Raw genomic sequence first — 19725 nt, 5'->3', positions numbered from 1 at the left:
GCGCGTTTGCTCGACGCTGAGGAGGCACATTAACGACACGGTGCGGCGTGGCGTCTCCCCCAATTTGCGGGTTCTGGCTGCGCCAACGGACAATATCGGCAATGGCAAATCAGTCAATTGCGCGCGGCCCACGCGGAAGGCATTGCATTACGCCGCTTTTCGTGAATGTCGGCACGAGTGAATGCGCCGGCCGCGATTTGTGATCCGCTCCCCGAACCGCGCCTTAAAGTAACAAGCATCATGTGCATGCCCACCCTCGAGCCCGCCCTCAAGCCACGCGCCGGGGGTGTCGGTGCCGGGACCGCGCCCAGCCGGGCGCCGGGCAGGTTGCTCGATCCGTGGGCCATCGCCGTGTTCGCCACCATAGTCAGCGCCGCCTGGGCCTGTCGGCCCTCGCTCTGGTTCGACGAAGGGGCGACGATATCGGCTTCCTCGAGCCGGACCTTGCCGGAGCTGTGGCGGTTGCTGGGCCACATCGATGCCGTCCACGGGGCGTATTACCTGCTGATGCACGGCTGGTTCGCGCTGTTCCCGCCCACCGAGTTCTGGTCGCGTTTCCCCAGTTCCCTGGCCGTCGGGGCCGCCGCGGCGGGGGTTACGGTGTTCACCAGGCAGTTCTCGACGCGGCCCACGGCGGTGTGCGCGGGCGTGATCTTCGCGATCCTGCCGCGCACGACCTGGGCGGGTATGGAGGCGCGACCCTACGCGTTCGTGGCGGCAGCAGCCGTCTGGCTGACGGTGTTGTTCGTTGTCACCGTCCGGCGTAACAGGCGGCGCGGGTGGGTTTGGTACGCGCTGGGATTGATGCTGTCGATACTGCTCAACCTCAACCTGGTGCTGTTGCTGCCGGTGTACGGCGCGATGCTGCCGCTGCTCGCCCCGAAGGGCGCCCGCAGATCGCCGGTGCTCTGGTGGTCGGGCAGCTCGACCGTCGCGGTCGGGGCCATGACGCCGTTCATCGTGTTTGCCCACAACCAGGTGTGGCAGGTCAACTGGATCTACCCCGTCAGCTGGCATTACGCGTTCGACATCATCCTGCGCCAGTACTTCGACCACGGCGTTGCCTTCGCGATCGCGAGCGGGGTCCTGATCATCGCGGCGGTGGTGGCCCGGCTGGCCGGCATTCCGGCTCCGGCCGGGGACGTGCGCCGGTTGTCGATCATCGCCGCGGCGTGGATGGTGCTTCCGACCGCCCTGGTCGTCGTGTATTCGGCCGTCGTCGAGCCCATCTACTACCCGCGCTACCTGATCTTCACCGCACCCGCGATGGCCGTCGTCCTGGCCCTCTGCATCGTGACGCTCGCCCGCCGACCGTGGCCCATCGCCGGCGCGGTCGTGCTGTTGGCCGTCGCCGCGGTGCCCAATTACCTGTTCGTCCAACGCTGGCCATATGCCAAGGAGGGTTGGGATTACAGCCAGGTCGCCGATCTGATCAGCAGCCACGCCGCCCCCGGCGACTGTCTCATGGTGGACAACACCGTGCCCTGGCGGCCCGGACCGATTCGTGCGCTACTGGCCACCCGCCCGGCGGCCTTCCGGTCGTTGATCGACGTCGAACGCGGCGCGTACGGCCCGAAGGTCGGATCGTTGTGGGACGGGCACGTCGCCGTGTGGCTCACGACGGCCAAAATCAACAAGTGCCCGGCGATCTGGACCATCACCAATAAAGACAACTCGCTGCCCGATCACCAATCGGGCCAATCGCTGCCGCCGGGAAGCGCATTCGGGCGCGCCCCGGCGTACCGATTCCCGGGCTACCTCGGCTTCCACATCGTCGAGCGTTGGCAGTTTCACTACTCGCAGGTCGTCAAGTCCACGCGCTGACCCGGACCGAGCTCAGTCGCCAACGCCGACCGCCTGGGCCTGCCAGGTGGCGCGCGTCGCCGCGTAAGACACCGCCACACCGGCGGCGCTCAATGCGGTGAACACCGTGAACAGCAGGTGTGCTGCCATCCCCTCGCCGCCGGTGGCGGTGTTGACCACGACGCCGGCCAATCCGGCCCCGATTGCCGCGGACGTCAGCTGGACGGTGTTGATCGCTGCGGAGGCGGCGCCGCCCTCGGCCGGGTCGGCGACGGACGCCATCGCGCGGGCCGACAGGTGCGGCCAGGCCATCCCGATCCCGATCCCGGCGACCAGCAGGGCCACCGCCCACAGCGCGGCGGTCCCGCCCGACCCGTCACCGCGCCTGGCCACGGCACCCAGTGCCAGGCCTGACGCGGCCACCAGCGGCGCCACCATGACCACCCGCCCGACCGTCCGCGGGTTCTCCAGCGATGCGCTGACGATCTCGCTGACGGTCCAGCCGAGTGCGAGCGCCGCCCCCAGGAAACCGGCCGCGATCGGCGTCAGGTGGGCCAACCGCTGCCCGAACAGCGGCACGTAGGTGTTCACCATCGCGGCGCCCATCAGCACGCCCATGGTGAGGTAGATCCACTTCAGGGGCCCGGACGAGAACACGCTCGGCGGCAAGATCGCCGCGTGCATGCGCCAATCGACGACCACGAACACGCCGACCAGCACGATGCCCAGTGCGAGCAGCCCAAACGTGGCGACGACGTTGCGCGGAATCTGCGCGACGCTGACTGCCAGCGCGGCCACCCCGATGATCAGCAGCGACCACACCGGCACCTTCATCCTCGGGATGCCTTTGGTCGGGTTGACGCGGGCCAGCGCGACCGGAACCAGCAAGGCCATCAGCACGGTCAGAACGGCCATCGCGACAAAAGCCCATCGCCAGATCCCGAACTGCGCGAACAGGCCGCCCGTCGTGGGCCCGACCACGGTCGCGACCCCCCACATGGCCGACACCAGCGCCGAGCCCCGCGTCCACAACCAGCGGGGCAGCGCGGAGTTGATGACCGCATAGCCCAGGCCGGCCAGCAAGCCCCCGGCCACCCCCTGCATGGCCCGCCCAGCAATCAAAACATGCATGGTGGGCGCGGCAGCGCAAACCAGGCTGGCGATGCCGAAGACGGCGAGTCCCATCAGATATGACGCCCGCGCCCCGATGCGGAGCAGCATCGGATTGACCATCGTGGCCGCGACCACGGACCCCACCAGATACAGGGTCGTCGCCCACGCATAGAGCCGGCTGCCGCCGATTTCGGCAATGGTGTTGGGCAACAAGCTGGTGGTCAGGAATTCATTCGTGGCGTAGAGCGCCACCCCACCGGCCAGCAGGATGGAAGTCCTCAGATACCTCGCGCCCAGCAGCTCACGCCAGCCGCCGGTGATAGTCGCCGCGTCGGTCACTCCTCCACCGTATGGGGTCGCGAGGCGATCAGAGCCGGAGATCGGTTGCCAGCAAACTCATTTCAGGCCGGCGGCGTCCATCCCCCGCAGTTCCTTCTTCAGGTCGGCGATCTCGTCCCGGAACCGCGCGGCCAGCTCGAACTGCAGGTCGCGCGCCGCGGCCATCATCTGCGCGGTGAGGTCCTTGATCAGGTCGGCCAGCTCGGCGCGCGGCATGCTGGCCGTATCGCGGCCCTCGAACACCCCGGCGCTGACGGCGCGACCCGGCTCACCCTGTGCGCGCCGGCCACGGGACGCGTTGCGCCCCGAGCCGCCGATCTCCACCGTCTCGCTGTCGTCGGCCTCGCGGTAGACCTGGTCGAGGATGTCGGCGATCTTCTTGCGCAGCGGCTGCGGGTCGATGCCGTGCTCCTCGTTGTACGCGATCTGCTTCGCCCGACGCCGTTCGGTCTCGTCGATTGCCTCTTTCATCGAATCGGTGATGGTGTCGGCGTACATGTGCACTTCACCGGAGACGTTGCGGGCGGCGCGGCCGATGGTTTGGATCAGGCTGCGCGATGACCGCAGGAAACCCTCCTTGTCGGCGTCCAGGATCGCGACGAGTGCCACTTCGGGAAGATCCAGGCCCTCGCGCAGCAGGTTGATGCCGACCAGCACGTCGTACTCGCCCAGCCGCAGCTGGCGCAGCAGCTCCACCCGGCGCAGGGTGTCGACCTCGGAGTGCAGGTAGCGCACGCGGATGCCCATCTCGAGCAGGTAGTCGGTGAGGTCCTCGGCCATCTTCTTGGTCAGCGTCGTGACCAGCACCCGTTGGTCGGCCTCGGTGCGCTTCCGGATCTCCCCGATCAGGTCGTCGATCTGTCCCTTGGTCGGTTTGACCACGACCTTCGGGTCCACCAAGCCGGTGGGCCGGATCACCTGTTCGACGAACTCGCCACCGGATTGACTGAGTTCGTAGGGGCCGGGGGTGGCCGACAGGTACACCGTCTGCCCGATCCGGTCGGCGAACTCCTCCCAGGTCAACGGGCGGTTATCGCACGCCGACGGCAACCGGAACCCGTATTCGACCAGGTTGCGTTTGCGCGACATGTCACCCTCGTACATGCCGCCGATCTGGGGCACGGTGACGTGTGACTCGTCGATGACCATCAGAAAGTCTTCGGGGAAGTAATCCAGCAGTGTCGCCGGCGGCGAGCCCGGACCCCGGCCGTCGATGTGGCGGGAGTAGTTCTCGATGCCCGAGCAGAACCCGACCTGGCGCATCATCTCGATGTCGTAATTGGTGCGCATCCGCAACCGCTGCGCCTCGAGCAGCTTGCCCTGGCCCTCCAGCTCGGCGAGCCGCTCCGCCAGCTCCGCCTCGATCGTCGAGATCGCGTGGGCCATCCGCTCGGGGCCGGCCACGTAGTGAGTGGCCGGGAAGATTCGCAGCGAGTCCACCTGACGGATCACGTCGCCGGTCAGCGGGTGCAGGTAGTACAGCGCCTCGATCTCGTCGCCGAAGAACTCGATCCGCACCGCCAGCTCTTCGTAGGACGGGATGATCTCCACCGTGTCGCCGCGCACCCGGAACGAGCCGCGGGTGAACGACAGGTCGTTGCGGGTGTACTGGACGTCGACCAGCAGCCGCAACAGCCCGTCCCGCGGCACCTCCATGCCCACCTGTAGCTCGACCGAGCGGTCCAGATACGACTGCGGCGTGCCCAGGCCGTAGATGCACGACACCGACGCCACCACGACCACGTCGCGGCGCGACAGCAGGCTCGACGTCGCCGAGTGCCGCAGCCGCTCCACGTCGTCGTTGATCGAGCTGTCCTTTTCGATGTAGGTGTCGGTCTGCGCGATGTACGCCTCGGGCTGGTAGTAGTCGTAGTACGAAACGAAGTATTCGACCGCGTTGTGCGGCAACATCTCTCGCAGCTCATTGGCCAGCTGGGCGGCCAGCGTCTTGTTAGGCGCCATCACCAGGGTGGGCCGCTGCAGCCGCTCGATGAGCCAGGCGGTGGTGGCCGACTTCCCGGTTCCGGTGGCACCGAGCAGCACCACGTCGCGCTCCCCCGCCCTGATCCGGCGTTCCAGCTCGTCGATGGCCGCCGGCTGGTCCCCGGCGGGGTCGTGCGGGCTGACCACCTCGAAGTCGCCGCCGACGCGCACGACGTCGTCGACGGCGCGGTACTCCGAATGCGCTACTACGGGATGTTCCGTGGCGAATGCCATGCCACCAGGGTAGAACCCATCACCGACAAGTGTCGTGGAGCTGGTCTTACCAGGTCAGGGCCGTGATACCGTGGCGCCCGGCCACATCCGTCACATCAGTACCTGTCCGGAAGGACAGAGCTTTTCCCAGACGTGCTGGCGCATGCGCTAGCGAGTTTGAAACTCGCCTCTTGGTAGCCGGAGAGACCGCCCCGCCAGGCCGCCGGCTATCCCGCCGGCCGCGTCCACGTCCGGGTGACCGGATCGCACTGCAGCAGGTAGCCGTCACTCGAGGTGCTCATGGCGAACACCGACGTGCCCGGCCGGTCGCATGAGCTGCCGGCGGCGTGCACGCCCATCGTGATCGGCGCCTTGGCCCAGCTGCTGCCCTCGCAGACGATCTGCTCGCTGTTGGTCGGGTCGTAGGCGACCTTGCCGACGTCGCTGCACAACCCGCCGAGCACCGGGGGCGCCGGGGCGGACGCGGTGGCCGAGGCGTTGATGATCTGGGCGGGATCGCCCAACGTCACCTTCGCGGGCGCATCGCCGACCCGGGTGGCCACCACGGGCACCCGCACCACCGCCCCCTGGGCGCCGCATTCGTTGCTCAGCGCGGTCTCGGTTTCCGTGCCGCGCAGCGTGCCGTCGGCCTGCGGCGCCAACGACCAAGCGATGGTCTCCTGCTGGGTGGCCCTGACCTGTCCATTGGGCTGGGTGCAGCCCACCCGCTGCTGTGCCGGAGCGCCCTGCCAATAGCCACCGACGAAGCGCAGCGTGTCGGTCTGGCCCCCGTCGGTGGTGTTCGCCACCTGATGGGTGGCATCGTCCAGCTGGGTCCCGGTGGCCGCACATCCGTTGGTGGTGCACACCGACCGGAAGGCCCACCAGCTGGTGGCGGCCCCGGCGTGCCGGATCGAGATGCCGTTGGTGGTGCGCTTGGTCTGGTCGTAGTCGAGCTTGTACGTCCCGTTCAGCACCGGTCCCCCCGCGGTGGGTGCGGCGCTGGGGGCCGGGACGGACGGTTTCGACGCGAGCGCGGGGTTGGCCGGCGGCGTGTCGGGCTGGAAGGAGTAGAGCAGCGACCAGGTCGCCGCGACTGCGATGAGCACGGCACACACCAGCGCGGTTGCCCACCGGGTTTTTGACGAAAACCGATGACTCAGAACGACAATGACGCCCCCGGGTCCGCGCCGGCGATGCGGCGGCGATACGGCGGCGCGCGGCCCAGCACCGCGACCGGCTTCGGGGACTCCGCCGAACGGCTCGCTGACGGCGGCGGCGAATGCGCGGCAGCGCTCGAATCGGTCCTCGGGCCGCTTGGAAAGGGCCCGGCAGAACACCTCGTCGAGCTCGGCCAGATCCGGACGAAAGTCGCTGAGCCGGGGCGGGTCCTCGTGCAGGTGCTGGCTGATCACCGCGATCGGATTCGAGTGCTGAAACGGCGGCGCCCCGGTGAGAAGGTGGAAAGCGGTTGCGGCCAAAGCGTATTGGTCCGCCCGGCCGTCGATGGGGGAACCCGTCAGCTGCTCGGGCGCGGCGTAGGCCACCGTTCCGACCGCGACGTTGGTTTCGGTGATCCCGCTGATGTCGCCCAGGTGGCGCGCCACACCGAAGTCCGCCAACAGGATTCGACGCTCCCCCTCTTCGGGGTGGGTGAGCAGGATATTGGCGGGCTTGACGTCACGGTGCAGCAGACCGCGGTCGTGGGCGTAGTCCAGCGCGCCCGCCACCGCTTGCACGATGGCGCACACCTCGTGGATCGGCATCCCCTCGGCGTAGTTCTCCTTGACCAGCCGCGAGGCATCCGTGCCCTCGACATAGTCCATCGAGATCCACAGATGCCCGTTGAACTCACCCCGGTCGTGCACACCGACGATGTGCGGGTGCCACAGCGTGGCCGCGAGATCGGCCTCCCGGTTGAACCTTTCGCGAAACTCGGGGTCGGTGGTCACCGCCTCGGCGAGGACCTTGATCACGTCGCGGCGCGGCAGCCGGGGATGCAGCGCCAGATACACCTCGGCCATGCCGCCGGCGCCCAGCTGCCGCAAAATCGTGTAGCCGGCGAATGACGCACCGTTGCCTACCGCGAGGCGTGACCCACTGGGCTCGCTGTGCTGTTGCGCCACAGCGGGTTCCATGCTCGGGGCGGAATCGACCGGTGGTATCCGGCGGAAGAGCTGCCCGATGGGCATGGCGGGCAACGAGTGAAAACCCGCGCGCAACGCCGCACGGGCTTGTCGCGGATTGCTCAGCAGTCGTCGCCCGGCGCCGATGCGTCGGGTAGTTCCCTTGTGCTCGTTCATCAATGCCTTGCCCCCTCGTTTCCCGGCACCGCCCAGGTGTCGCCGCAATGTGATGCGGATCGCACACCGCGGGCAGGCGCATCGCGATTGGGCCCTCTGCTCGTCTCGCCGTCCGCCGGCACAACGCTGTGCTCGGCGCGCGGACACAATCGAAGATTGCACTCCTCCCGTTCGAATAATGCCGCACCGCAGTAGGCGATTCGTCGCAGCAGGCTATGAAAGCGTTATGAGTGGCCGAATCGAAACAAAGCGAAGTCACAGCTGGGTCCAATAGAGCGCACTGCCTACGCGGGCCGATACTTGAGTAGTGACTCGACCCGCCCCGCCCATCCTGACAATTCGGCATGACGGGTCCCAACGATCCTTCGCGGCCGGCCACGAGGTGGTCGTCGGACGCGACGCGCAGGCCGATGTGCACATCGCCGATCCGCGAATCTCACGCGCGCATCTGATCCTGCGGTTCGATCAAGGCCGTTGGCTGGCAATCGACAATGGCTCGCTGAACGGGACCTACCTCAACGGCTACCGGATGCCCGTCGTCGACATTCACGACGGCCAGAGCATTCACATTGGGAACCCTCAGGGTCCCCGCCTGACCTTTGCGATCGGACCCCAGCAGGGGCATGCCGGCCATCCGCCCCGGCCCCGGCCAAGCCACGATTCCGGACCGCCGACCGTGGTGTGGTCCGCGCTTGCCGAGCAAACCAATCCGACACGGCCCCCGCAGGGCCGCCCCGGCAACCAGAACAGGGGCCCGGCCCGCGGCGGTCCGCAGGCGGCGCCGTCGCGCCCCGTGCCACCCCGGCAGCCGGCGAGACCGCCGAACGCACCGCCGCGACAGCCCGCGGTGCCGCCCCGCCAGGCGCCGCCGCCCCGCACGCCGCCACCGCCGGCGCCGCGAGGCACGCCACCCGAGCCGCTGACCGTTATCGACCCCGGCTCGCCGGCAAGGTTGCAGGTCACACCGCCCGCCCCGAGCGAAACCGGTGCACCGGCCCAGCCATCGCCAACGCCCGCAGCCGAATTCACCGTGATCGACGCCAAGACGGCCGACGTGTCGAACCTGGCGACACGTTTTGTGAAATTGCTCTCGCCGCGCGCGTCGTCGGCAGCGGGCACGGCCGGCGCCATGACGATCGGCCGTGCCGCCGAGAACGACATCGTCGTCTCCGACGTCCTGGCGTCACGCCAGCACGCCACCCTGGTGCCCACCCAGCTAGGCGCGGAGATCCGGGACAACAGCGTCAACGGAACGTTCGTCAACGGCACCCGGGTCGGGTCGGCCATCCTGTCCGAGAACGACATCGTCACCATCGGCAACGTCGACCTGGTGTTCCGCGACGGCACCCTGACCGAGCACGGCGACGCCGCCACCCGCACCGGCGGTCTCGAGGTGCGCAACGTCTCCTACGTCGTCGACAATGGCAAACAGCTGCTGGACGACATCTCGCTGACCGCGCGCCCCGGCACGCTGACCGCCGTGATCGGCGGCTCGGGCGCCGGGAAGAGCACGCTAGCCCGGCTCATCGCCGGCTACACCACCCCGACCTCGGGCTCGGTGACGTTCGAGGGCCACAACATTCACGCCGAGTACGCGTCGCTGCGCAGCAGGATCGGCATCGTGCCGCAAGACGACGTGGTGCATCGCCAGCTGACCATCAACCAGGCGCTGGGCTACGCCGCCGAGCTGCGGCTGCCGCCCGACACCGGCAAAGCGGACCGCGCGAGGGTCGTCGCCCAGGTGCTCGAGGAACTCGACCTGACCAAGCATGCCGACACCCGGGTCGAGAAGCTGTCCGGCGGGCAGCGCAAACGCGCCTCGGTGGCGCTCGAGCTGTTGACCGGGCCGTCGCTGCTGATCCTCGACGAGCCGACCTCGGGTTTGGATCCGGCGCTGGACTTGCAGGTCATGACGATGCTGCGCCAGCTGGCCGACGCCGGTCGTGTCGTGCTGGTGGTGACGCACTCGCTGTCCTACCTGGACGTGTGCGACCAGGTGTTGCTGATGGCCCCCGGGGGCAAGACGGCCTACTGCGGCTCGCCCGACCGGATCGGTGGGGCGATGGGCACCACCAACTGGGCGAAGATCTTCACCCAGGTCGGTGCCGACCCGGAGGAAGCCAACCGCCGCTTCCTGGAACAAAACGAGGCCCAGAAGCGGCCCCAGAAGTACCTGCCGGACAAGACAGACGCGCCGAGCAGCCTCGGCGAACCGGTGCACACCAGCGTGCGGCGCCAGATCTCGACGATCGCCCGCCGCCAGGTCCGGCTGGTGATCGCCGACCGCGCCTACTTCGTCTTTCTGGCGCTGCTGCCGTTCATCCTGGGCTCGCTGTCCCTGACGGTTCCGGGCAGCAATGGATTTCACGTTCCGGCGCCCAACGCGGGCACACCCGACGAGGCCGCGCAGATACTGGCCCTGCTGATGCCGGCCGCGGCATTCATGGGCACCGCCTTGACAATTCGCGACCTGGTCGGCGAGCGTGCCATCTTCCAGCGCGAGCAGGCGGTGGGCTTGTCCACCACCGCCTACCTGCTCGCCAAGAGCGCGGTGTTCTGCGGGTTCGCGATACTGCAGTCGGCGATCGTCACCGCGATCGTGGTGATCGGCAAGAGCGCCCCGACGCGCGGCGGTGTGCTGTTCGGCCACTCGACCGTCGGGGCCACCGTCGAACTGTTCGCCACCGTGGCGGCGACGTGCGTCGCCTCGGCCATTCTGGGCCTGGCGATTTCGTCGCTGGTTCGGTCCAGCGAGCAGATCATGCCACTGTTCGTGGTGACGGTGATGGCGCAGCTGGTGCTGTGCGGCGGGATGGTCCCGGTCACCGGCCGGCTCGGTTTGAACCAGTTGTCGTGGGCGATGCCGGCGCGCTGGGGCTACGCCGCGGCATCGTCGACGGTGGACCTGCGGCACCTGGTGCCCGATTCTCTGCTCTCCCAGGATCGGTTCTGGCAACACACCTCGAAGATCTGGCTGCTCGACATGGGCATGCTGGCCGCGCTGTCGCTCTTCTACGCCGGCTTCGTGCGATGGAAGATCCGGTTGCGCCGTTAAGGAATAGCCCGGCAGCGGTAGGGTGACCTCATTCACCCGCCCAAGCACGAGACGTTCCACCTGCTGGCCCGCACGAACACCGATCCCAAGGGCATCGTGCGGGCCGTCGACGAGTACGCGGTGCATCCGTGGGGCCTCTACGTCGCCCGCCCCACTCCCGGTCGCGCGCAGTTCCACTACCTCGAGTCGTGGCTGCTGCCGTCGCTGGGCTTGCGCGCCACGGTCTTTCACTTCAATCCCGGGCACGAGCGCGACCATGACCAGTATCTGGATGTGGGCGAATACCTACCCGGTCCCGACGTGTGGCATTCCGAAGACCATTACCTGGATATCGAAGTGCGCACCGGCGCCGGAGCGGAACTCACCGATGTCGACGAGCTGCTGGATGCCGTGCGCCACGGCCTGCTGAGTCCGGAGGCCGCCGAGCGGGCGGTCCGACGCGCCGTCGCCGCGGTCGACGGGTTGGCCCGCAACGGCTATGACCTGTCGCGGTGGCTGGCGCACCACGGCATCGAGCTGACGTGGCGCGAACGCTAGCAGTTTCCTCGATCCGACGGCGGGTATGCCCTTCGCATGCCCTCGAGCGGCGTCGAGATCACCCACCCGGACCGGGTCCTGTTTCCGGCCGATGGGACCACAAAGGCCGATCTGGTCGCCTACTACACCGAAGTGGCCGACACCATGCTGCCGCACCTGCGGGGCCGACCGCTCAACGTGCAGAGGTTTCCCCGCGGCATCGGTGAAACCGGGTTCCTCCAGCAGGATTACGCCGACGCGCTGCCGGAGTGGATGGGCCGTGTCCAGGTCACCAAAGAGGGCGGAACCGTGGTGCACGCGGTGGCAGAACGCCGGGAGGCGTTGCGGTGGCTGGCCAGTCAGAACGCCATCACGCTGCATGCGTGGCAGTCGCGGCGAGAGCATCTCGACAAGCCGGACCGGCTGGTCTTCGACCTCGACCCGTCCGACAGCGACTTCGCGGTGGTGCGGGCGACGGCTCGCGCCACCGCCGGGGTGCTGCACGACCTCGGGCTGGCACATTACCTTCAGACCACCGGATCGCGCGGGCTGCACGTCGTGGTGCCGCTGCGGGCCGACACCGACTTCGACAGCGCGCGCCAATTCGCCCGGGGCGTAGCCGAAGTGGTGGTCGCCGACGACCCCGGACACCGCACCGTAGAGGCGCGCAAGGACAAGCGCGGCGGGCGGGTGTATCTGGACATCATGCGAAACGCGTACGCGCAGACCGCGGTGGCACCGTATTCGGTGCGGGCCCGCGCGGGCGCCCCGGTGGCGACGCCGCTGGAGTGGGAGGAGCTGGACACTCGGCGACTGCGCGCCGACCGGTTCACCATCCGCGATATTTCCAAACGACTTGCCGGACAACCCGATCCGTGGGCAAACATGTCTCGGCATGCCCGCTCGCTGACGGGTCCGATGAAGCGGCTGGCGGCATCCCGTGCCTGAACTTCCCGACGTGGAAGGATTCCGGCGTCAGTTGGCGAACACACTGCCACGACGCCGGATTGAGCGGGTGCGGGTTCACGACCCGGGAATTCTGCGCAACGCCTCCGCCACCACGCTCACCCGTCGCCTCACCGGCCGCCGCTTCAGGGCACCGCGCCGGCACGGCAAATGGCTGATCCTGCCCACCGACGGTCCGGCGCTGGTGATTCACAGCGGCATGACCGGGCACCCGTACTTCGCCGCCGCGGGCGCCCAGCCGGAGAAGTATGAACGGCTGGTGGTGTCGCTCGACAAAGGCGAACTGCGCTACGCCGACCTGCGCAAGCTGCGCGGGGTGTGGTTGGCCGGCAACGAGGACGACCTCGCACAGATCACCGGCCCACAGGGGCCCGACGCGCTGGGGCTTGGCCTGCGAGACTTCCGCGACGCCCTCACTGGGCGGAAGGGTCGGCTGAAGCCGACGCTCACGGACCAGTCGGTGATCGCCGGGCTGGGCAATCTGCTGGCTGACGAAATCTGCTGGCGGGCCAGGATACGGCCCACCCGCACGGTTGCGGAATTGGACGACGACGACGTGAAGGGCTTGCATCGGGCGATGACGCAGGTGCTGGGCACCGCGGTGCGACACGGCCGGGTGCCGGGTTTGGCGCGCTGGCTCACCGGGGCGCGTGACGAACCGGACCCGCACTGCCCACGCTGCGGCACCCGCCTTCAACACTCCGCGGTGAATGGCCGCACGACGCTGTGGTGTCCACGCTGCCAGCCGTAACGCAAACCACCTGGTTCGAAAATAACGCTGGTTGTAATGTCAGCGACTATGAGCTGCACAGGCCGCAGGCTACTGCCGATCGTCGCGGTGATGGTCGTCGCCGCCGGCTTCCTGCCGAATCCGGCGCCGGCACGGGCGGATCTGCACAACATCACCTACCGCGCCCGGATCGACGCGCTGACGACCGGCAGCCAGGCCGCCTTCATCATCAACGGCGGCCAGACGAACACCACCAACCTGCCTTCCATGCCCGGCAACGTTTTCGAGGCCAACACCGTGCTACCCGACCCCGCGCAAGCCGGCCTGCGGATCGTGCTTCATTTCCCGTACGCGGCCAATGTGCACTGCGAGATCGACGCCGACGACAACGTTTTCGTCCAGTCCGACCAGATGGTCAGACCGGTGGCCGGTAACACCGATCCTAACAACGGGGCGCTAACCTGCGGCGCGCCGATGCCCTAGGGGCTTCCAGCCGGTCGAGTCGGCCCACTCCCAGGCCCGCCGGTAGGCGTCGAGCACCCACGGCTCTTTGACCTCGAGGTAGGCCGCGGTGTCTCCGCCACCGCTCTTTTCGGCGGCGCGCTTGACGTTCAGATAGTCGGCGCGGGCGTCGGGGTTGGCCGTCAGCCAGTCCACGAACAGCAGGGCGAACTGCTGGTTGGGCCAACCGTCAACGCGGATATGCACATTGGTGGGCCGACCGGGATCGGCCGAAGCGTGAATCCGCTTGAACCACAACGCCGGATCATCCTTGTGGTCGTAGCCGTCGACGGTACTGCGGGCATCGTCCTTGGCGACGTCTTCGGCGATGTGCTCGATGCGAGGGTAACCGGCGGACAGCAGCGGCTCGGCGAGTTCGTCGGCGACGGCCAGGGATTCGACGGTGATCTGCATGTCGATGACATCCTTGGCCGGAAGGTCCGGCACCGCCGTCGAGCCGATGTGGTCGACGCGCAACGCCCGGTGACCGCAGCTTGTCTTGAGGCGGTTGAGGATTCGCTGCGCCTGATCCGCCCAACTCGGGTCGGGCGGCACCAGCCGGGCCGGGGCCGGGGCGGTGCGCCGCGCGCTCAGGTTGCGCGCGAACGGCAGTATCCGGTTGTCCCACAGATCGTGGGCCCGTTGCACCAACTCCTCCGGGCTGCCGGAGTTGTCCACCCAGATGTCGGCGACGGCGCGGCGCTGCTCATCGCTGGCCTGCGCGGCGATCCTGGCGCGGGCGTCCTCTTCGGGCATGCCGCGTTGATCGACCAGCCGCCGCAGCCGCACCTCGACGTCGGCGTAGACGATGACGACGAGCGGGAACAGCGGCGCCATCCCGGACTCCACCAGCAGCGGAATGTCCTCGACCACAACGGAATCCTCGGGCACCGAGGCGATGATCTCCGAACGGCGATTGCCCACCAGCGGGTGGACAATCCCGTTTAGCGTCTTGCGTGCCTCGTCGTCGCGAAAAGCCTTGGCGGCCAATGCTGGTCGATCCAGCGATCCGTCCGGCAGCAGGATATCGCTGCCGAACGCCTCCACCAGCGCCGCCAGCCCCTCGGTGCCCGGCTGAACCACCTCGCGCGCGATGACGTCCCCGTCGACGATGACGGCGCCGCATTGCGCGAATGTGGACGACAGCGCCGACTTGCCGGCGCCGATGCCACCAGTCAGCCCGATCCGCAGCATGACGTGGTCAGGAAAACGTCACGCGTTGCCGGCGAGTTTCTCCCGCAGAGCGGCCAATTGGGCATCGCTGGCCAGCGATCCGCCCGCCTTCTCCTCACGCGCACCGCCGTTGCCCGGCGACTGCTCGGCGTGCCCGGCAGCCTCGGCCGCGGCGAACTTCTCCATCTGCGCGGTGTGCATCTTGTGCCGGCGCTCGGCCTCGGCGTAGCGGGCCTCCCACTCGGCGCGCTGCTTCTCGAAGCCCTCGAGCCATTCATTGGTCTCGGAGTCGAAGCCCTCGGGGAAGATGTAGTTGCCCTGCTCGTCGTAGCTGTCGGCCATGCCGTACTTCGCCGGGTCGAACTCGTCGGTGTAATCCTCGTTGGCCTGCTTGAGCGACAACGAGATCCGGCGACGCTCCAGGTCGATGTCGATCACCTTGACCATCGCGTCGTCGCCGACGGCGACCACCTGATCGGGGACCTCCACGTGGCGCTCGGCCAGCTCGGAGATGTGCACCAGGCCCTCGATGCCCTCCTCGACGCGCACGAACGCACCGAACGGAACCAGCTTGGTGACCTTGCCCGGCACGATCTGGCCGATGGCGTGGGTGCGGGCGAAGTGGCGCCACGGGTCTTCCTGAGTCGCCTTCAGCGACAACGAAACCCGTTCGCGGTCCATGTCGACGTCGAGCACCTCGACGGTGACCTCGTCGCCGACCTGCACGACCTCGGACGGGTGGTCGATGTGCTTCCAGGACAGCTCGGAGACGTGCACCAGGCCGTCCACACCGCCGAGGTCGACGAACGCGCCGAAGTTGACGATGGAGGAGACGACACCCTTGCGGATGGCGCCCTTCTGCAGCTGGTTGAGGAACTCGCTGCGCACCTCGGACTGGGTCTGCTCGAGCCAGGCGCGCCGTGACAGCACCACGTTGTTGCGGTTCTTGTCCAGCTCGATGATCTTGGCCTCGATCTCCTTGCCGATGTACGGCTGCAGATCGCGGACGCGGCGCATCTCGACCAGCGAGGCGGGCAGGAAGCCGCGCAACCCGATATCGAGGATCAGGCCACCCTTGACCACCTCGATGACGGTCCCCTTGACGGCCTCGTCCTTCTCCTTGAGCGCCTCGATGGTGCCCCAGGCGCGCTCGTACTGCGCGCGCTTCTTGGACAGGATCAGGCGGCCCTCTTTGTCCTCCTTGGTGAGAACCAGGGCTTCGACCTCATCACCGACGGAAACGACCTCGTTGGGGTCGACATCGTGCTTGATGGAGAGCTCGCGGGCGGGGATGACCCCTTCGGTCTTGTAGCCGATATCGAGGAGCACCTCGTCCCGGTCCACTTTGACGATCGTGCCCTCGACGATGTCGCCATCGTTGAAGTACTTGATCGTTTTGTCTATTGCGGCGAGAAAATCCTCGCTCGAGCCAATGTCGTTGACGGCTACTTGCGGCGAGGTGACGGCGGGACTCGGCATATTGTTGGGTTGCTCCGGACAGGTTGGGTCGTAGGGACAATTCTTGGATTTACCTGTCGAGGCTACTCGACTAGGCACACGCTGGCCAAACTCAGCGCCGTCGACTCTGGCATACCGGTTGCCGCGTGGGTGACGCCACGGCGACTTTCCGGTGACTTTTTGCCGCGCCGCCTCCCCCGGCGACCGTGTGAGCAGCCGATACACCCCCGCGGTGCGCGGCACCGGCCGGATCGCGACGCTAATGCGCGGCGGCGTCCCACGAGCGGCCGTAGCCCACCGACACCTCCAGCGGCACGTCGAGCGGGTAGGCGCCGCCCATCTTGTCGCGTGCCAGCGCTTCGAGCTGTTCCCGCTCGCCGGGCGCGACCTCGAACAGCAGCTCGTCGTGCACCTGCAGCAGCATCCGGGACGAAAGCCCGGCGTCTTTGATCGCCTTGTCGACTTCGAGCATCGCCACCTTGATGATGTCGGCCGCGCTGCCCTGGATCGGCGCGTTGAGCGCGGCCCGCTCGGCGGCCTCGCGCACCTGACGGTTGCTGCTGTCGAGTTCGGGGAGGTAGCGCCGACGCCCGAAGACCGTCGACGTATAGCCGTCCTTGCGGGCCTGGTCCACGACGTTCATCAGATAGTCGCGCACGCCGCCGAACCGGGCGAAGTAGGCCTCCATCTGCTCCTTGGCTTCCTCGGTGGAGATCTTCAGCTGCTGCGACAGCCCGTACGCGCTCAACCCGTACGCCAGCCCGTAGGACATGGCTTTGACCCGGCGGCGCAGCTCCGAGGTGACCTCCTCGATTGGCACGCCGAACGCCCGCGACGCGACGAACGAGTGCAGGTCCTCCCCGGTGTTGAACGCCTCGATCAGGCCCTCGTCCTTGGACAGGTGGGCCATGATCCGCATCTCGATCTGGCTGTAGTCGGCGGTCATCAGCTCGCTGTAGCCGTCGCCGACGACAAACGCGTCGCGGATCCGCCGGCCCGCCTCGGTGCGGATCGGGATGTTCTGCAGGTTCGGCTCGGTCGACGACAGCCGGCCCGTCGCCGCGATGGTTTGGTTGAACGTGGTGTGGATGCGCCCGTCCGAGGCCACCGAATTCAGCAATCCGTCGACGGTGACTTTGAGCCGGGTCGCGTCGCGGTGGGCCAGCAGATGCTGCAGGAACGGATGGCCGGTCTTGTCGAACAGCGACTGCAGGGCGTCCGCGTCGGTGGTGTAACCGGTCTTGGTGCGCTTGGTCTTCGGCATCTCCAGCTCGTCGAAAAGCACCGCCTGCAACTGTTTTGGCGAGCCAAGGTTGATTTGCTTGCCGATCACCGCGTACGCCGCCTCGGCCGCGTCGCGGATCTGATGGGCGAAATCGCTTTGCAACTCGCCCAGCAAGTCCAAATCGACTGCGATGCCGGCGTTTTCCATGCCTGCCAGCACCGCCTGCACCGGCAGCTCCATGCCGCCCAACAGCGACGTGGAGTTGATGCGGGCCAGCTCCTCGTCCAGCGCGTCGGCCAGATCCAGCACCGCCACAGCGCGCAGGATCAGCGTCTGCACCGCCTGGTCGTCGGTGCCCTCGGTGTCGTCGAGCAGCGAAAGCTGTTGTTGCTCAGGGTTTTCGGCGCGCAATTCGCGGCGCAGGTAGCGCAGCGAAAGGTCGTCGAGGGAGAAGCTGCGCTGACCGGGGCGCACCAGGTAGGCCGCCAGTGCGGTGTCGGAGGTGACGCCGGCCAGCGTCCAGCCCCGCCCGGCCAGGTCGTGCATCGCGAGCTTGGCTTCGTGCAGCGCCTTGGGCGGGCCGGGGTCGGCCAGCCACGACGCCAGCGCCGCTTCGTCTTCGGGATCCAGCGTCGCGGTGTCGATGTAGCGGCCCTCGCCGTCGGCGGACACGATGGCCAGCGCGGTGGCGTCGGCGTCGTAGGCCAGATGGGTACCGACGACGGCCAGGCCGAACCGCTTTCCCGAGCTGTGCTCGGCCAGCCACACCGCCAGCTCGCCGGCTTGCAGGGCCCCGCCGCGCACGTCGAAACCCTCGTCGACCTCGGGCTCCACCGCGGCAAGGGTCTCGAACAGGCGGTCCCGCAGCACCCGGAACTCCAGGTCATCGAAGAGCCGGTGGATCTGGTCGCGATCCCACGGCTGCAGCCGCAGCGTGTCCGGGGTTTGGGCCAGCGGCACGTCTTTGACGAGATCGGTCAGCTCGCGGTTGCGGATGACGCTGGCCAGATGCTCGCGCAGCGCGTCGCCGACCTTGCCGCGCACCGAGTCGACGTTGTCGACCAGCCCCTGCAGCGACCCGTATTCGCCGATCCACTTGGAGGCTGTCTTCTCCCCCACGCCCGGGATGCCGGGCAGGTTGTCGCTGGGGTCGCCGCGCAGGGCGGCGAAGTCGGGGTACTGCCGGGGCGTCAGCCCGTACTTCTCGACGACCGCATCCGGGGTGAAGCGGGTCAATTCGCTGACCCCCTTGCGGGGATACAGCACCGTCACACTGTCGCTGACCAACTGCAGCGAGTCGCGGTCTCCGGTGACCACCAGTACGCGGTAGCCCTCCTTTTCGGCCTGCGTGGCCAGGGTGGCGATGAGATCGTCGGCCTCGAAACCCTCCTCGGCGAGCACGGTGATGCCCAGCGCCGCCAGGACTTCCTTGGTGATGTCGATCTGGCCACGAAACTCGTCCGGCGTCGCCGACCGATTGGCCTTGTACTCCGGATAGCGCTCGGAGCGGAAGGTCTGCCGAGACACGTCGAACGCCGCGGCAATGTGGGTCGGGGCCTCGTCGCGCAGCAGGTTGATCAACATGGCGGTGAAGCCGTAGACCGCGTTGGTGGTCAGCCCGCTGCGGGTCTTGAAGTTCTCGGCGGGCAGCGCATAGAACGCCCGGAACGCCAGCGAGTTGCCGTCGAGCAGCATGAGCGTCGGCGCGGTCTGTCCCTCGCTGGGCTTGGTAGGGGTCTTCGTGGCGGGCACGGATCTCACTCTAGGCACCCGGTGTGACGAACCGGGCGGCCCAACCGTGCCACCAGCAGAACTGCAACACGTTTCAGTTTTGGGTTTGGGCTGGGTAGTCTGGCCCAGTGCCAGAGGTCACCAGTCAAGAACCCGCGATCGATGGATGGTTCGCCACCGATGACGCCGGAAATCCCCGTCTGATCGGCAGCAAGTGCCCCGAGTGCGGGACCTACGTCTTTCCGCCGCGGGAGAACAACTGCCCCAACCCGGCCTGCGCCAGCGACACCTTAGAGTCCGTCGCTTTGTCGACCCGCGGAACGCTGTGGAGCTACACCGAAAACCGGTACCCGCCACCTGCGCCCTACCCGGCGGCGGACCCGTTCGAGCCGTTCGCCATTGCCGCGGTGGAATTGGCCCATGAGGGCATCATCGTGCTCGGCAAGGTGGTCGAGGGCACGCTGGCAGCAGACCTGAAGGTCGGCATGGAGATGGAACTGACCACGATGCCACTGTTCACCGACGACGACGGCGTCGAGCGCATCGTGCACGCCTGGAGGCGCGCCGGCGACGATGCAGCGCGAAGCAATGAGGAGGAGTGGCGCAAATGAGGAGC

The 19725-nt window shown here is 67.7% G+C and carries 12 protein-coding genes and 1 pseudogene; 7 read left to right on the top strand and 6 right to left on the bottom strand.

The features are described 5' to 3' along the window. Positions 1–240 precede the first annotated feature (240 nt). A complete protein-coding gene (locus G6N50_RS04300) occupies positions 241–1824 on the top strand; it encodes a mannosyltransferase (RefSeq protein WP_083094073.1) in 1584 nt (527 codons plus the stop codon). Between the two features lie 12 nt (positions 1825–1836). On the opposite strand, the gene G6N50_RS04295 is transcribed toward G6N50_RS04300, so the two are convergent. The 3 genes from G6N50_RS04295 to G6N50_RS04285 all read right to left on the bottom strand — a co-directional run bounded on the left by G6N50_RS04295 (position 1837) and on the right by G6N50_RS04285 (position 7754). Continuing rightward, positions 1837–3255 (bottom strand): MFS transporter, encoded by a 1419-nt coding sequence (locus G6N50_RS04295; RefSeq protein ID WP_083094074.1) that lies wholly within the window; start codon positions 3253–3255, stop codon positions 1837–1839. A gap of 57 nt (positions 3256–3312) precedes the next feature. Continuing rightward, the gene (gene uvrB, locus G6N50_RS04290; protein ID WP_083094075.1) at positions 3313–5472 is read right to left on the bottom strand and encodes an excinuclease ABC subunit UvrB; all 2160 of its coding nucleotides are present in this window, start codon (positions 5470–5472) and stop codon (positions 3313–3315) included. Positions 5473–5678: 206 nt separating this feature from the next. After that, positions 5679–7754: a serine/threonine-protein kinase gene (locus G6N50_RS04285; RefSeq protein WP_083094076.1), complete on the bottom strand. Its 2076-nt coding sequence runs from the start codon at positions 7752–7754 to the stop codon at positions 5679–5681. 307 nt (positions 7755–8061) lie between these two features. On the opposite strand from G6N50_RS04285, the gene G6N50_RS04280 reads away from it, so the two are divergent. The 5 genes and pseudogenes from G6N50_RS04280 to G6N50_RS30005 form a co-directional block, all read left to right on the top strand. Continuing rightward, a complete protein-coding gene (locus G6N50_RS04280) occupies positions 8062–10809 on the top strand; it encodes an FHA domain-containing protein (protein ID WP_179970092.1) in 2748 nt (915 codons plus the stop codon). A gap of 96 nt (positions 10810–10905) precedes the next feature. Next, positions 10906–11346 carry a DUF402 domain-containing protein gene (locus G6N50_RS04275; RefSeq protein WP_083094077.1) on the top strand — a complete coding sequence of 147 codons (441 nt, stop codon included), beginning with the start codon at positions 10906–10908 and terminating at the stop codon, positions 11344–11346. A 36-nt stretch (positions 11347–11382) separates the two neighbouring features. Next, the gene (ligD, locus tag G6N50_RS04270; protein ID WP_083094078.1) at positions 11383–12273 is read left to right on the top strand and encodes a non-homologous end-joining DNA ligase; all 891 of its coding nucleotides are present in this window, start codon (positions 11383–11385) and stop codon (positions 12271–12273) included. After that, positions 12266–13042 carry an Fpg/Nei family DNA glycosylase gene (locus tag G6N50_RS04265; RefSeq protein WP_083094079.1) on the top strand — a complete coding sequence of 259 codons (777 nt, stop codon included), beginning with the start codon at positions 12266–12268 and terminating at the stop codon, positions 13040–13042. Before ligD ends, G6N50_RS04265 begins: the two co-directional genes overlap by 8 nt. Before the next feature lie 301 nt (positions 13043–13343). Next, a pseudogene (locus G6N50_RS30005) lies at positions 13344–13481 on the top strand (hypothetical protein); the annotation flags it as partial. On the opposite strand, the gene coaE reads toward G6N50_RS30005, so the two are convergent. The 3 genes from coaE to polA all read right to left on the bottom strand — a co-directional run bounded on the left by coaE (position 13478) and on the right by polA (position 19073). Next, positions 13478–14716 carry a dephospho-CoA kinase gene (gene coaE / locus G6N50_RS04255; protein WP_083094081.1) on the bottom strand — a complete coding sequence of 413 codons (1239 nt, stop codon included), beginning with the start codon at positions 14714–14716 and terminating at the stop codon, positions 13478–13480. The pseudogene G6N50_RS30005 and the gene coaE overlap by 4 nt on opposite strands. A gap of 18 nt (positions 14717–14734) precedes the next feature. Further along, on the bottom strand, positions 14735–16174 hold the full coding sequence (gene rpsA / locus G6N50_RS04250) for a 30S ribosomal protein S1 (protein WP_083094082.1): 1440 nt from the start codon (positions 16172–16174) through the stop codon (positions 14735–14737). 238 nt (positions 16175–16412) lie between these two features. Next, positions 16413–19073, bottom strand: coding sequence for a DNA polymerase I (polA, locus tag G6N50_RS04245; RefSeq protein WP_163650948.1), 2661 nt, complete (start codon positions 19071–19073; stop codon positions 16413–16415). A 164-nt stretch (positions 19074–19237) separates the two neighbouring features. On the opposite strand from polA, the gene G6N50_RS04240 reads away from it, so the two are divergent. Then, positions 19238–19720 carry a Zn-ribbon domain-containing OB-fold protein gene (locus tag G6N50_RS04240; RefSeq protein WP_083094084.1) on the top strand — a complete coding sequence of 161 codons (483 nt, stop codon included), beginning with the start codon at positions 19238–19240 and terminating at the stop codon, positions 19718–19720. Positions 19721–19725: the final 5 nt, after the last annotated feature.

This window comes from Mycobacterium mantenii (genome assembly GCF_010731775.1).
Classification (GTDB): domain Bacteria; phylum Actinomycetota; class Actinomycetes; order Mycobacteriales; family Mycobacteriaceae; genus Mycobacterium; species Mycobacterium mantenii.
This window is presented reverse-complemented; position numbering and strand designations above follow the sequence as displayed.

Bases quoted from the DNA above. Each gene is read 5' to 3' on its own strand.
- G6N50_RS04300 (WP_083094073.1), top strand. From the start codon at position 241: ATGTGCATGCCCACCCTCGAGCCCGCCCTCAAGCCACGCGCCGGGGGT.
- G6N50_RS04285 (WP_083094076.1), bottom strand. From the start codon at position 7,754: ATGAACGAGCACAAGGGAACTACCCGACGCATCGGCGCCGGGCGACGA.
- coaE (WP_083094081.1), bottom strand. From the start codon at position 14,716: ATGCTGCGGATCGGGCTGACTGGTGGCATCGGCGCCGGCAAGTCGGCG.
- uvrB (WP_083094075.1), bottom strand. From the start codon at position 5,472: ATGGCATTCGCCACGGAACATCCCGTAGTAGCGCATTCGGAGTACCGC.
- polA (WP_163650948.1), bottom strand. From the start codon at position 19,073: ATGCTGCTCGACGGCAACTCGCTGGCGTTCCGGGCGTTCTATGCGCTG.
- ligD (WP_083094078.1), top strand. From the start codon at position 11,383: ATGCCCTCGAGCGGCGTCGAGATCACCCACCCGGACCGGGTCCTGTTT.
- rpsA (WP_083094082.1), bottom strand. From the start codon at position 16,174: ATGCCGAGTCCCGCCGTCACCTCGCCGCAAGTAGCCGTCAACGACATT.